The organism is Pseudomonas putida NBRC 14164 (assembly GCF_000412675.1).
In the GTDB taxonomy this organism is placed as follows: Bacteria; Pseudomonadota; Gammaproteobacteria; order Pseudomonadales; family Pseudomonadaceae; genus Aquipseudomonas; species Aquipseudomonas putida.
Genome location: NC_021505.1, coordinates 2,202,240 through 2,215,837, shown reverse-complemented (window position 1 = coordinate 2,215,837; position 13,598 = coordinate 2,202,240). Strand labels below are relative to the sequence as shown.

8 protein-coding genes and 1 pseudogene are annotated in these 13,598 nt (G+C 59.1%); 4 read left to right on the top strand and 5 right to left on the bottom strand.

All coding sequences use genetic code 11. The annotated features are described in order from the left end of the window. The first annotated feature begins 383 nt into the window (after window positions 1-383). Window positions 384-3,596: a T6SS effector BTH_I2691 family protein gene (locus PP4_RS09870; protein WP_016499037.1), complete on the top strand. Its 3,213-nt coding sequence runs from the start codon at window positions 384-386 to the stop codon at window positions 3,594-3,596. Window positions 3,597-3,901: 305 nt separating this feature from the next. Here PP4_RS09870 and PP4_RS27880 read toward each other — a convergent pair. Then, window positions 3,902-4,198 (bottom strand): annotated as a pseudogene (locus PP4_RS27880) (amino acid permease); the annotation flags it as partial. Between the two features lie 138 nt (window positions 4,199-4,336). Here PP4_RS27880 and PP4_RS09860 point away from each other — a divergent pair. Continuing rightward, window positions 4,337-5,245 (top strand): LysR family transcriptional regulator, encoded by a 909-nt coding sequence (locus PP4_RS09860; protein WP_016499035.1) that lies wholly within the window; start codon window positions 4,337-4,339, stop codon window positions 5,243-5,245. Window positions 5,246-5,331: 86 nt separating this feature from the next. Here PP4_RS09860 and PP4_RS09855 read toward each other — a convergent pair whose 3' ends face one another. The 3 genes from PP4_RS09855 to glsB form a co-directional block, all read right to left on the bottom strand. Next, window positions 5,332-5,856, bottom strand: a complete 525-nt coding sequence (locus PP4_RS09855) for a GNAT family N-acetyltransferase (RefSeq protein ID WP_016499034.1) — start codon at window positions 5,854-5,856, stop codon at window positions 5,332-5,334. 142 nt (window positions 5,857-5,998) lie between these two features. Continuing rightward, complete coding sequence (locus PP4_RS09850; protein ID WP_156859473.1) at window positions 5,999-6,409, bottom strand: hypothetical protein; 411 nt, start codon at window positions 6,407-6,409, stop codon at window positions 5,999-6,001. A 259-nt stretch (window positions 6,410-6,668) separates the two neighbouring features. Beyond that, window positions 6,669-7,577, bottom strand: coding sequence for a glutaminase B (gene glsB, locus PP4_RS09845; protein ID WP_016499031.1), 909 nt, complete (start codon window positions 7,575-7,577; stop codon window positions 6,669-6,671). A 283-nt stretch (window positions 7,578-7,860) separates the two neighbouring features. Here glsB and PP4_RS09840 point away from each other — a divergent pair, with 283 nt between their 5' ends. Further along, window positions 7,861-10,920: an autotransporter domain-containing protein gene (locus PP4_RS09840; protein WP_016499030.1), complete on the top strand. Its 3,060-nt coding sequence runs from the start codon at window positions 7,861-7,863 to the stop codon at window positions 10,918-10,920. Between the two features lie 234 nt (window positions 10,921-11,154). Here PP4_RS09840 and PP4_RS09835 read toward each other — a convergent pair whose 3' ends face one another. Then, entirely contained in the window at window positions 11,155-12,024 is an 870-nt protein-coding gene (locus tag PP4_RS09835) for a DMT family transporter (protein ID WP_041167673.1), read from the bottom strand. 121 nt (window positions 12,025-12,145) lie between these two features. Between PP4_RS09835 and PP4_RS09830 the strand changes: the two genes are divergently transcribed. Continuing rightward, window positions 12,146-13,528: an aminotransferase-like domain-containing protein gene (locus PP4_RS09830; protein ID WP_016499028.1), complete on the top strand. Its 1,383-nt coding sequence runs from the start codon at window positions 12,146-12,148 to the stop codon at window positions 13,526-13,528. Window positions 13,529-13,598: the final 70 nt, after the last annotated feature.

Genomic DNA, 13,598 nt, shown 5'->3' with positions numbered 1-13,598 from the left:
CCTGCACAGTACCTGTGGGAGCGGGTTCACCCGCGAAGAATCCAACACGGTAGATGGCACCGGCTTTGCCGGTGTTCGCGGCTAAAGCCGCTCCCACGGGTATTCCGCAAGCCTGAAGCCTGCACAGTACCTGTGGGAGCGGGCACGCCCGCGAAGAATCCGACGCGGTGGATGGCACCGGCGCTGCCGGTGTTCGCGGGCGCGCCCGCTCCCACAAGCCTCGGCATGGCTCCCGAGCCTATGAATGGACAGCTTTATGACTGTCCAATGGCTCATTTAGAGACGTTTCCTACAAGGTTTTAGGACGCCCCAGGAGCCTCCGGCAAGCGATTCCTCGTTAGTGTTCAGGGACCATCACGGTCCCTTTCAATGCGAGGTCGTTTTTGACAATCAGCCAACGTATCGCCATTGCGGCAGCCGAAGCCGGGCTGCCTTCTGACCAGTGCATGGCCTGCGAGCGGCAAGGTTTGCCGATCCTGCCGCTGCGCCGCGCCCTGGTGCCGGATACACGACCGGACTGCATCACGACTGTGGCGGGTAGCCTCCATATCTCGGCCAAGATCGGCCTGCGCACTTTGCGCATGGGTTACCTGTATGTGCTGCTCGATCAGCAGGTCTGGCATGCCTACGAAGTCAGCGATCAGGGCCACCTGCGCCGCTTCAACCCCTACGAACCGTCAGACGGCCTACCCGCATCGCTGCCCGAAAAGTGCGTGAATGAGAACCACGACATTCCTTCATCCTTCCTGAACATCGATACCGACCGGTATGGCACAGCCTGGCTGGCCTTCTCCAGCGATGCCTGGCCGGTCAGCGTGCTGAATGCCTACAAGAAGGGCCAGGCACCTGCACATCGCTTCGCGGGGGTTGACCTGACCCAGGCGCGTAACAACCCAGAATTACTGGGCATTGCCATGACGCCGGATAACCTGCAGGTCGACAAGGATGTGTTCGAGTACGCCCAGCATGGGTGCTCGCCGTTTGACAGTGCGCATGGGTTTCACACTCGCAAGCTGCGTAGGTTTGCCTTGAAGGGGTACCTGGTCAACGCGATGAACCGGCACAAGCTGGAGAACGGCGTGCTGGCGGTGGTGCTCGACGATACCGTTGGCCTGGTTCAGGAATTCAACCACCAGCGCCTGAGCTGGGTGGTGAAGCGCCAGGTCTGGCGTGAAGACCCCATGCGTGCCTACCAGTTGCAGACCTCGCAGATCCTCCAGGTCATTCGCGCCACGCACCGGGAGTGGGCGGCGCAGAAGGTGCCGTCGCTGGAACCGATGACCGGCGATGGGCCACCGGTGTTCGTCGACCCGGCAGTGGAACGTCAACGGTTGGTAGAACGAGCCCAGCTGGAAAGTGACGAGCGTCTTGAAGAGCGCTACCACGAACCGAAGCGAGCGGCGTTCCAGGCCGGGTATGACCAGCAGGAAGCCGAGTTCCAGCGCTACATCGACAAGGACGCCCATGCTTATACCGCGCTGTTCGACACGCCCATGTTCAAGGTGGCCGAGCAATACGACTACGACGGCGATCATCGTGAGTCTGGCGTGGCGTATGCCAAGACCATGGCCTTATGCCTAGGTGGCGGTATTACCGAGGCGGCGGCGTCCGATGTGAGTCCCGCTTCCGGCACCACCGAAACGCTCTGGCAGAAATGGCTACAGTATCCTGATAGCCCTCCCTATCGCGCGTTGTTGATGCGTGACCGTGCGTTGTTGGCCGGGCTGCTTCCCAGCTTTTCCGACGTCACCAACTGGAATGACAGCGACAAGCTCTACGGCATGCTGAGCAAGATCATTGCGAGCGACGACGCCGGCTTGCGCATGCGCAATACCCTCAAGCAAGCGATTGCGGAAACCCAGGGCGCGCTCAACGCGGCGAGCCAGCGCCTTGCGCCCAATTTGCCACCTGGTATTCAGACCGCCGTGCGGCACCTGAACAGTGCAACCCAGTTCCTTTACAACGGCGTGCACCTGATCGAGCTGGAAGTGAAGATGAAGCTGGGCGAGTACCACGCCTTGCAGAGTGCTCATCTACGCGAATTGCAGCACAAGGCCAATGCCTCGATTGCCGAGGCACGGGACCGGATGCATCGCAGCATCGATGACATCGACATCCATTCGACCAAGGCCTGGAACAAGGTGCGGCCGATCATTCAGCACGGGCTGATGAGCCTGGCAGTGCTCGACCCGCGGTTTACCCACACCATGATCAGCGTAACGGTGTGGGTCGAGGGCACCGCTGAAGACGTGCGAGGCCGGTTGATTGAGGAAGCCAGCAAGAGGGTGACCCAGGCGAGCAGCGCGACGCAGATTGCCTTAATGGATATCTCGGTCGCGGCGGGAACCTTGGAGGCGAATGCACGAAAGGTGTTGCAGGACATGCGCATCACTTCGCAGCAGGCGGCACAGCTTGTGCGGACCGGCTTTAGCGGATTGCGCGGAGTGGCAGGTAGTTGGGAGTTGCTGCTGGCTATAGGTGGGTTGTATTTACAGCATGACAGCCTGAGCAGAAATCAGGCAAAAGCGGAAGTGGAGATTGGGCCAAAGGCTCATGAAGCCAAGCTGGCGTTACATGGGTCCCAATTAGGAATATTGGGCGGGCAAATTGAGGTAATTGGACTCGTAATGCGCTCCAGTGTCAGCGCCATACGTAGACCATGGGCTGAGGGAACTGCTATCACTGGAGAGGCCATAATAAAAATCGGTGCGGTACTGAGTGCAGTTGCAGGGGTTTTCGACACGGCACAAGCCAATTTGGCAAGAAAGCGCAGTTTAGCCATTGGGGACACTAAAGCTGCTCTGCAATATAAATATGCCGCGTTAGCATCTGGGGCGGGTACAGTAGCATTTGCGCTTGCAGTTTTCAGACCTTTCGTATTTGGCCCTTTAGGTTTAGCAATTTCATTGTCTCTAGTCGCCTATGAGTTGAGTAAGCGAGCAGAAAACAACGAATCAACTGCTCTCGAACGCTGGGCGCGTCGGTGCTATTTCGGGCTTGCTAATGAAACACCTTCCATACACTGGAATGCTCCGGAATTTTCAGACATAGCATTCGCTGAGCTCAATGCTGCGACGTTGGGTGTGCAGGCAAAGCTAAATTTTGAGTCAAGTATGGCTACGGATCCTACACTCCCAAGAATAGGAGGTTTGGTCAGCTTGAGCACGGTGCAACAGCTCAAGTTTCTCGTCGTATTACCCAAGTTCAATAAAGCGAAATCCGCATATCGCTGGAAATTAATAGCACATCGTGTCGGCGATGGAGCGTTTCCAGATTACGTTGGCGGAGAAAGTATTGCATCGAGTGATTACTTTTCGCATCCAATAAGCCCACTTTCTCCGTCCTCCTCTTTTCCTAAGTTTACACCCCCGCGACATCCAGACTATGGGAGTGATTTTTCCACTGATGAATATCAAAGACCTTACTCCACTGAAGATGGCAGTGTTTTTCAGCTTGAAATATCAGGAGTTGTGCCGCTAGCACCTACGATTGGGAGCCATAGCTTAAGCGCCGCCACCCTACTGGTTATGTATTGGCCTGACCGCGATTTGCCGGATGCCTATATTGAAGTTTGTTCTCGAGGAATGAATGAATGACATTTAAGCCCAAGGTGTTATGGGAGCGCGCGATAGGTTGGAGCTATGACCTGCCTCCGACGGGAGAGGAGCCAGATGACCGCTGCTGGGTAGAGACTGTAAATCCCTCGCCTAATTATTTTGACGACATATACCTTGAACTACCGAGAAAAACAATAAGCCTTCGCGGGTTTTCAGCATTAATCGGTATTCCCGGTTTATGTTTTTGCGTCGGATTAACACTTTCTTTGTACTGGGATTTATTCGTATACGGCTGGCAGCGGGACTGGTTGATGAGCGTATTTATAGTGCTCGGTCCACCAGCAGCTACCGTGGCTGCCAATGCTGGTCCAGGGATAAATGGCCATGAGCACGAACAGGGTAAGGATATAGAACAGCAGAATGCGCAGAGGCACCGAGTTGATGGCCTTAGGCAGCACGCGCTTCGGGTCCTTTGCCTCGCCTGCGGTAATGCCGATCATTTCGACCCCGCCAAAAGCGAACATCACAACGGTGAACGAAGCAATCATCCCACCGATGCCATTACGTACGCAGACAGCACCATCACGCTGGAAAGCTTCGATGGTTTCTTCGCTGAGTTGAAATTCGGCGGACTGTTTCATAAAGCACCCTTTGGTCTTTTTATTGGGCAACAGCACCACTGCCAGAAGTTAAGCGGGCCAAGCAGGGTGCACGGCGAGTATTGCGTTTCGGCACCAATAGGAAAAGAATATATTTCCTAATCCGGAGTATAGGAAAAAATGATAGGTTTCTCGTTCCGGCAGTTAGAGTACTTCGTCGCCGTGGCCGAACACGGCAGCATCAGCGCTGCTGCAAGAGCCCGCCATGTATCACAGCCGTCGGTATCGGTCGCTATTGCCCAACTTGAAGAGGCGCTGAATGAGCGGCTATTCCGGCGCCAGGTCAGCCGAGGGCTGGAGCTGACGTCAGCGGGCACGCGATTGCTCGCACAAGCCCGCGATATCATTGGCATGGCCATCGCCATGAATCAGAACGCCGATACAGCGCAAGGCTCGCTTCGCGGCAACCTGTCGCTTATCTGCTTTCAAGACTTAGGCCCTTACTTCGCACCCCGGCTGCTATCGAGCTTTCGCAAGCAGTATCCCGATGTCGAGGTAACGCTGTTCGAAACGGACCTGGCAGGCGTGCACCGCCACCTGAGCGCCGGTAAAGCAGAGCTTGCGCTTACTTACGACATAGGCCTTGATCCCTCGCTGCCGCGCCAGGTACTGGCGGAGTTGAAACCCTACGCGCTCATCGCTACGGACCATCGCCTGGCCCACCTGCCAGCGATACCGCTGCATGAACTGGCCCAGGAATGCCTGATTCTTGAGGACATCGCACAAACGCGTGAATACTTCCTTTCACTATTTTGGGCGCATAACCTGCAACCACGCACGCAGCAATACACCCAAACCTTCGAGATGCAACGTGGCCTGGTCGCGCATGGCTATGGGGTTGCCCTGTCGTGCACCCGCCCCGCCGGCGACCACTGCTATGACGGTACACCGCTGCTGTGCCGGCCATTACTGGAAGAGGTGTCACCACAAAAAGTGGTGCTGGCTCAGTCAGGCGCCATGCACCCGTCGCCGGTAGCGGAGGCGTTCAAGGGTTGGGTTGCGCGGGAGGTTGCAACCGGGGCCAACTGAGCTGGCAAGGCCAGGTTCCACAAGAAGACAGGTGCTCCCACAGGTTTTTATGCTTGTTTCAGCTAGGGCACAATCCTGTGGGGCTATTAATCATGACCTCTGTCCCGATATGTGCCCAGGATCAGCTCCATCGATTGCGACATCAACGCTGAACCCTCGCGCAAAGGCTCCGGTATGCCAACAGGGTGAAAACCGCTTGCCTTGTACAAGCGCATCGCCGGGCTATCGGCGAGTGTCACACCCAAGCGTACACGTTGCGCCCCCTGACCAATAGCCCAGGTCACAGCACGCTCAAGCAAGGCCCGCCCTACTCCAAAGCCGCGCACATCAGGCGCTACCCACATCTGGAAAAGTTCGACCACGTCCACTTCAATGCCCGAGGACTTGCACCACACCAGGCCGCAAACCTCATTGTGCTGCGACGCAAAGAACGCTTGGGCACTGCTGGACGAAGCCATGGCTGAGACGCGGGCCTCCCACTCGCCCTCTTCCCTGGCTGACTCGTGCTCATAGGTACTTGCAAAGGCATCCTGCGACTCACGCAGGGCCCTGAGGCGTAACTCCCTGTATGCTCGCCAATCACTTGTTGTTACAGAATGAACAATCGCCATGGCACTTCCATTTGCGTTGTCTCAGCGCGAGACTAAAGATATCAGCCTAGCAAACCTGCAGAAGAAAATGGAGCACTCTCTCGATAGCCCTTATGCCGGGCGCGAAAATCGTAATGTTAATGCTCGAACGTACGCGGCCAGACTACAAGGCTACGGAGACGCTAAAATCATCACCCCCCAAGTGCCGAACGCTCACTTGATTGCTGACATCCCGCCCATTACCCGTTACAAACTTGTAATGGGACAATAGAAAATCTTCACGATGAACAATGCCTTCATTACGCTGTTTCCCGCCCCAAGCAATCATCAATCCGCCAGCAATTGAAATGAGCCCAGGGTTCAATTGTACGTGTTGGATCAGGGTAAGGCCCGAGAACCGGTCATAATAAATAACTTCAGGACCGAAGATGGCGATACCCATACCCAGCGCCGCAACTACGGAACCAATGAATATGAGCAACCTACCATAAAAAACTTGATCCCCAGCTCGCCCCTCAAGATGAGTCGCGTAAGCCTCGGAAAAACCGGGGACACTGTAGCTCTGCTCAGCCATCTTCAAATCTATCTGCCCTATCAGGCACCCTTCCGCCCCCCTTTGCATGCTCAACTCCCCGAAAAGAGTCGATACTAAGCGAACAATGCTAGCTAAAGTGCAGCTCGATCCAACTTCAGAAATGTCTTACAGCCAAAGTTAACACGTCCTAAATCATTATATTTGTAACGATTAAGACCTCTTTCAAACATTCTCTCACTCAATGCATAGTCGCCTTGTGAAGGCGATTCAGCGCCTACCGGCAGGCCCTGCCCACGAATCAAAACACCGACCACCCGATCCGCGAACTCAGCAACTCCAGCGCCGCCATGCCCGCGAGGGAGTTGCCCGCAGCATTCAACTCGGGAGACCAGACGCATACGGTAAATTGCCCCGGCACGATTGCCACGATGCCGCCACCCACGCCACTCTTGCCTGGCAACCCCACTCGGTAGGCGAAATTACCGGCTTCGTCATACAGCCCGCTGGTGGCCATGATCGAGTTCACCTGCTGGGCCTGGCGCCGGGTGAGGATTTGCTCTTCGCTGTGCTTGCAAAACCCGTCGTTGGCCAGGAAGCAGAATGCGCGGGCCAGGTCCAGGCAGTTCATTTGCAGCGCGCAGTAACTGAAGTAACTGCGCAGCACCGGCTCGACCTCGTTATGGAAGTTACCAAAAGACTGCATCAGGTAAGCCATGGCAGCGTTGCGCGCGCGGAACTGATATTCCGAATCGGCGACACGGGCATCGATCGAAATGTGAGGGTTGCCCGAAAGCCGTCGAACAAAATCACGCATCGACAACGTGGGTGCTGCGAAGCGTGACTGGTTGATATCGCAGATCACCAACGCCCCCGCATTGATAAACGGGTTGCGCGGGCGCCCGCGCTCGAACTCCAGCTGCACCAGCGAATTGAACGGCTGGCCTGAAGGCTCATGGCCAAGCCGCTCCCAAATGGCTTCACCTGAGTGGCCTATTGCCTGAACCAGGCTGAACACCTTGGAAATACTTTGCACCGAAAAAGGCACGCTTGCGTCGCCTGCGCAGTAATGGCTGCCATCGTTGCTATAAACCGCAATGCCCAACTGCTGCGCCGGTACGTCGGCCAGCGCAGGGATGTAGTCAGCCACTTTGCCCTTGCCGATCAAGGGGCGTACTTCTTCAAGAATCTCGTTCAACAGCGTTTGCATGAAAGGCCCTGGCTCAATCCCCTTCAGACGTCGGTAAGGGGTCGCATGCTTGACGAAGACTGGGCGGTATAGATCACACATTTGGCAAGAAACGCATGTGCGCCACACAGCACACTGTGTGAGCAGCGTCACGTTCCGCAAGCCGCTAGCACATGCGTACTATTCTCAGCGCGGCAAGGGCTTGCCGATACTCCCAGCGTTAATCCGTTGCACATATGGAACGCCATTGCCCTCAGGGCTGGCAGCCACTTGCGTGGCATCTAATGGAGTATCTGGAGTCGCTATGAATCCCCTTTTCCGACTATCCCCGCTGACGTTCGCGATCAGCCTCGCCCTGCTGCCCAGCGCTCAAGCAGCTGACTACATCCTCGACAGTGGCGAGGACACCTTCAGCAGTGACCGCGCCTACGATGGCACGGTGTCGCTGCGCCCCGGCAACGGCCTGCCCGCCAGCCTGACCATCAACAATGGCGCCGAACTCACCAGCAAGGGCGGGCGGATCGGTGGCTCGCTCACCAACAACGAAGCCAGTGCGGCCATGGCGACCGTCACGGTCCAGGGCCCTGGTACGCGCTGGGTGGTGCCCCGTACCACTGCCGTGCTGGGTAATACCATCGTGGTCGGCGGCGCCGGCCAGGGCACGCTCAACGTGCTCGACGGCGGCCAGGTATCGGTGCGCGACCTGCAGCTCAGCGACAACGGCAACGCCGGCAATGCGCTGTCCCGGGCGAACCTGCTGGTCAGTGGCCAGGGTGCGAAGGTGGATGCGGTCAACGTGACTTCTGGCGGCGTATTCCTTTACGACTCGCGCATTACCCTGCGCGATGGTGGGCAGCTTGCCAGCGAACGTGTGGCCATCAACTCGATCAGCGACCTGTCCGGCGCCAACACTCGCTGGGACAATACCGGCACCTTCAGGAACCGCAACGACCTCAGCCTGAGCAACGGTGCGGTGCTGACCAGTGACTCGATGGAGCTGGGCTCGGCCAACCTCAACCGCAACACCGTGGTGAGCGTGTCCGGCGAAGGCACGCGCCTGGCCACCCGCGCACTGACCTTGGGCACCACCACCTCCAGCACCAACCTGGTGCTGGCCAACGGCGCCGAGCTGAGCAGCACCGAGGGCATCGACATCAGCGTGCTGACCAGCATCAACTCGGCCGCACGCGGTACCCTCAGCATCGGGGGCGGGGTTGTACGGGACGACAGCCGCACCGATATCGACGCCCTCACGGCCATCGCCGCACAGGCCGCCGGCCGCCTCGACCCGCAAACGGCAATCCGCTTCGGCGCCGGTAGCGGAGCGCTGGCGTTCAACCACACCGACAGCGACTTGCAACTGAGCAACAACATCAGCGGTGCGGGCCGCGTTTACGCCTTCAGCGGCAACACCACCTTGAGTGGCGACCTGACCGGGATGTCCGGCAGCACGGTGGTGCGTGGCGGGCGCCTTGTGCTGGCCGGTGATGTCGACCAGACCAACCCGCGCGGCACCTCGCTGCTGAGCGTCGGCAACGGCACCCTGGTGGTCAACGGCACCGTGGGCCACACCGACGCCTCGGGCAACTACAGCAACCGCGCCCAGGTGCTGGCCGGTGGCGTGCTGGCCGGTAGCGGCCAGGTCGGCACTACCCAAGTCGCTTCGGGCGGTACCCTTTCGCCGGGTGAAGGTGCGCTGGGCACCCTGTCGATCAACGGCGACCTGGACATGGCCGACGGCTCGCGCTACGCCGCAGACATCGCCGGCAATGGCGGCGCCGACCGCGTCAACGTCAGCGGCACCGCGACCCTGCGTGGCACGCGGGTCGATGTCACAACCCTCAACGACGCGCAAAGCTACCAGACCGGGCAAACCTACACGCTGCTGGCCGCCCAGGGGGGTGTCGTGGACGGTGCAGCCGCCGGCACGGCCTATGCCCAGGCGTTCACCAACTCGGCGTTTCTCAACGTCAGCCTGCAACGCACGGCCAACGAACTGAACCTGACCATCGCGCAGAAGACCACTCCCCCTGTTGAGCCACCGGTTGAACCACCTGTTGAACCCCCCGTGGAGCCGCCTGTAGAACCACCGGTGACGCCTCCGGTGGAACCGCCCGTCGAGCCGCCAGTACAACCACCGGTACAGCCCCCGGTCGAGCCGCCCGTACAGCCGCCTGTACAGCCCCCCGTACAACCCCCGGTGCAGCCGCCAGAAACGGGCGGTCCTGGCACCCCCGGCATCTTCCAGACCGTGGCGCAAACCGAAAACCAGTGGCACACCGCAGGCGCGCTGAGCGTGCTGCAGCAAAGCGGCGACCCGCTGCGCCTGTACAACAACCTGCTGGTGCTGGATGCCGACAGCGCGCGCAATGCCATCGACCAGCTCTCCGGCGACTACCACGCCAGCACCGGCACCGCGCTTATCGCCAACAGCCAGGTGGTTTCCGGCGTGCTGGGCACCCGCCTGCGCAGCCTGTTCGACAGCACGAGCGTGCGCATGCCGCTGGGTGCATCGAACCTCATGCCAACCACCCCTGAAGCGCAGGGCGGCGCCTGGGTGCAAACCTTCGGCAACTGGTCGAAGCTGGACGGCAACAACGGCGCTGGCGGCCTGCACCAGAGAACCGGCGGTGTGCTGATTGGCGCCGACGGCAGCATCAACCCGGACTGGCGCGCCGGTGTTTACGGTGGCTACAGCCGCACCAAGTTCGATGCCGACGACCGCGATGCCAAGGGCCACAGCGACAACTACCACCTGGGCCTGTACACCGGCGCCCAACTCGATGCCCTGCGCCTGAGCGCAGACGTCGGCTACACCTGGCACAAGCTGGACAGCAAACGCAACGTGGCCTTTGCCGGGTTCGACGACCACCTGAAGGGCAAGCGCGACGCCAACACGTTGCAGGCCAGTGGCGAAGCGGCTTACCGCATCGGCCTGGGTGCGGTGGCGCTGGAGCCGTTCGTGGGCGTGGCCTACGTGAAGTACGACGCCGACAGCTTCCACGAAAAAGGCGGTGCGGCTGCCCTGGACGTGGCCAGTGAAAAGCAGGACACCTGGTTCTCGACCGTGGGCATGCGCGCTTCAACCCGCACCCGCGTGGCTGACCACGACACCCAGTTCTACGGTTCGCTGGGCTGGCGCCGCGCCTACGGCGACCTGGACCCGAGCAGCACCCAGGCCTTTGCCGGTGGCCCGGACTTCGCGGTGCAGGGCATCGCACAGACGCGTAATGTGGCAATGACCGAAGTGGGTGCGAAAGTGCAGCTGAATCGCCAGACCGAGGTGGGGCTGTCGTATCAGGGGCAATTCGGTTCGGATGCCCGCTTCCACTCAGTGAATGCGGGGGTTACGGTTCGGTTCTGATGCGCATTGGCAGGCCTGTAGATTTGCAGTGCCTGTGAGGTCGAGCGGCGCGCAGTCGCGTAGAGGACAAAGACTGAGCGCGCGCCGCCGACCCTGTGGGAGCGGGTTCACCCGCGAAGAATCCAACACGGTGTATGGCACCGGCTACGCCGGTGTTCGCGGGTGAACCCGCTCCCACAGGGTGTGGCGGTATGCTCGCGGTCTTTGTACTGCGGTATTACGAAGACGCTTTATCTACCGGGCATATTTCTTGGCCCCGGCCACACAGATCACAGCCCCCAGCGTCACCACAAGCATCATCCAGCTGACGTGCTCATGCAAAAGCAACGCAGCCAGCCCAAGCCCCATGAACGGCTGAACCAGTTGCAGTTGGCCCACCGCTGCAATGCCACCCTGAACCAGCCCTCGATACCAGAACACAAACCCGATCAGCATGCTGAACAGCGAGACGTAGCCGAAGCTGAACCACGCAGGGGCGCTGACCTTGGCGAAGGCATCAGGCGCGGGGAAATTAGCGATCGTCAGCAACAGCATGAACGGCAACGCCACCAGCAATGCCCAACTGATCACCTGCCAACCACCCAACGTGCGCGACAGACGCGCCCCTTCCGCATACCCCAACCCACACACAACGACCGCAGCCATCATCAGCAGGTCGCCCACCGCCGACGCCTCTCCCCCATTTATCAACGCATAGCCAACCACCAGCCCCGCACCTGCCATCGAAAACAACCAGAACAGTGGCCGAGGCCGTTCACCGCCCCGCAGCACGGCAAACCCTGCGGTGCAGAGCGGCAGCAGCCCGACAAAAACAATGGAATGAGCAGAGGTGACATGCTGCAGGGCCAGTGCCGTCAGCAGCGGGAAGCCGATAACAACCCCAAGCGCTGTCAAAGCCAATGACGACAAATCACCCCGTGATGGTCGAGGCTGGCGTAGCACGATCAAAAAAAGCGCACCCAACAACGCGGCGATGGTCGCCCTGGCACAGGTCAGAAACGTAGGCTCGAAGGCCGCCACTGCCACACGGGTTGCCGGCAAAGAGCCCGCAAAGATTGCGACGCCTATGAAGCCGTTGATCCATCCGCTTGTTGATTTTTCCATCGGTAAGCCCTCGACAATTCAGGGGTCAGTACATCACTGACAGGCTCACCAAGGCCACGTACAATCCAATACAATTAAACCGAACTGTTATGCATATGAATCCAGCACAGTTGAGGGTGCAATGAAACGCAACGGCACGCGAATTCACACTGTCATGGGTGAAATCCAGTCCAGGATAGCCGCTCGAACCTACCCACCAGGGGCCAGAATTCCTTCGGTCCGCGCAATGGCGCAGACCATGCAAGTTTCGGTTTCTACCGTGCTTGAGGCCTATGAACGGTTAATGGCAGAAGGTGTGCTCAGCTCTCGCCCTGGCTCCGGCTTTTACGTAGCCGGGCCAGCGGCGCCACTGGCACTGACCGAACTCGGCCCCAAACTGGATCGTGTTGTCGACCCGCTGTGGATCTCCCGCCAGTCGCTTGAAACCGCCAGCGATGCCTTGAAACCAGGGTGCGGGTGGCTCCCACCCTCCTGGATGTACGAAGCTGGCATGCGTAAAGCGCTCCGAGTCGTTGCCCGTTCTGACACAGAGAAACTGGCGGAGTACGCATCACCGCTTGGCAGCCCGCCCCTTCGGCAATTCTTGGCGCGGCGGCTGGCAGGCATCGGGACCGAAGCCACGCTTGAACAGATCATGCTCACGGAATCCAGCACGCACGCCATCGACCTGATTTGCCGATTTCTGCTGGAACCGGGCGACACTGTCCTGGTGGACGACCCCTGCTATTTCAACTTTCACGCATTATTGAAAGCACACAGGGTGAAGATTGTAGGCGTACCCTACACGGCGACGGGCCCGGATATCGATGCCTTCGGCGCTGCCCTGCTCGAACATGCGCCCCGGTTGTACATAACAAATTCCGGCATCCACAACCCCACCGGGGCCACCCTGTCGCCGGTCACAGCGCACAGGCTGCTAAAACTGGCCGACGCTTCTAGCCTGGTGATCGTCGAGGACGACATCTTCGGGGATTTCGAGACTACGCCCGCGCCACGCCTGTCTGCCTTCGATGGCCTGTCTCGTGTCATCCAGATTGGCAGCTTTTCCAAAACCATCTCCGCTTCGGTGCGATGCGGCTACATCGCTGCCCGTGGTGAATGGATCGAGAGCCTGGTAGACCTCAAGATTGCCACCACATTCGGGGGTGGACGCCTGGCTGCGGACATCATCCACCACGCTATTACCGACAGCGGCTACCGAAAGCACATGGAGAGTGTGCGCCTTCGGTTAGCCGAGGCAATGGACAAGACGGCAACCAAGCTTCAAGCCATCGGTATCAAGCCCTGGATAATGCCCCAGGCAGGCCTGTACCTCTGGTGCCAGCTGCCTCAAGGCAAAGATGCCGCAACGCTGGCCAGGGCCTGTTTGAATGAAGGTGTAGTACTGGCGCCTGGAAATGCCTTTAGCCAGTCCATGACTGCGGGGGATTTTCTCCGTTTCAACGTTGCTCAATCAGGTGATCCCAGAATCTATGAAGTGTTGAAACGGGCCCTGGGTGGTTAGTCGCGAGACTAAGTAACGTGCGTCCCGGGCCCGGTAACAGCCTGCGCTACGATCACATCTTTTCCATTGA

Excerpts from the sequence above, each read along its gene's own strand:
- PP4_RS09860 (WP_016499035.1), top strand. The coding sequence starts at position 4,337 with ATGATAGGTTTCTCGTTCCGGCAGTTAGAGTACTTCGTCGCCGTGGCC.
- PP4_RS09855 (WP_016499034.1), bottom strand. The coding sequence starts at position 5,856 with ATGGCGATTGTTCATTCTGTAACAACAAGTGATTGGCGAGCATACAGG.
- PP4_RS09850 (WP_156859473.1), bottom strand. The coding sequence starts at position 6,409 with ATGGCTGAGCAGAGCTACAGTGTCCCCGGTTTTTCCGAGGCTTACGCG.
- glsB (WP_016499031.1), bottom strand. The coding sequence starts at position 7,577 with ATGCAAACGCTGTTGAACGAGATTCTTGAAGAAGTACGCCCCTTGATC.
- PP4_RS09840 (WP_016499030.1), top strand. The coding sequence starts at position 7,861 with ATGAATCCCCTTTTCCGACTATCCCCGCTGACGTTCGCGATCAGCCTC.
- PP4_RS09835 (WP_041167673.1), bottom strand. The coding sequence starts at position 12,024 with ATGGAAAAATCAACAAGCGGATGGATCAACGGCTTCATAGGCGTCGCA.
- PP4_RS09830 (WP_016499028.1), top strand. The coding sequence starts at position 12,146 with ATGAAACGCAACGGCACGCGAATTCACACTGTCATGGGTGAAATCCAG.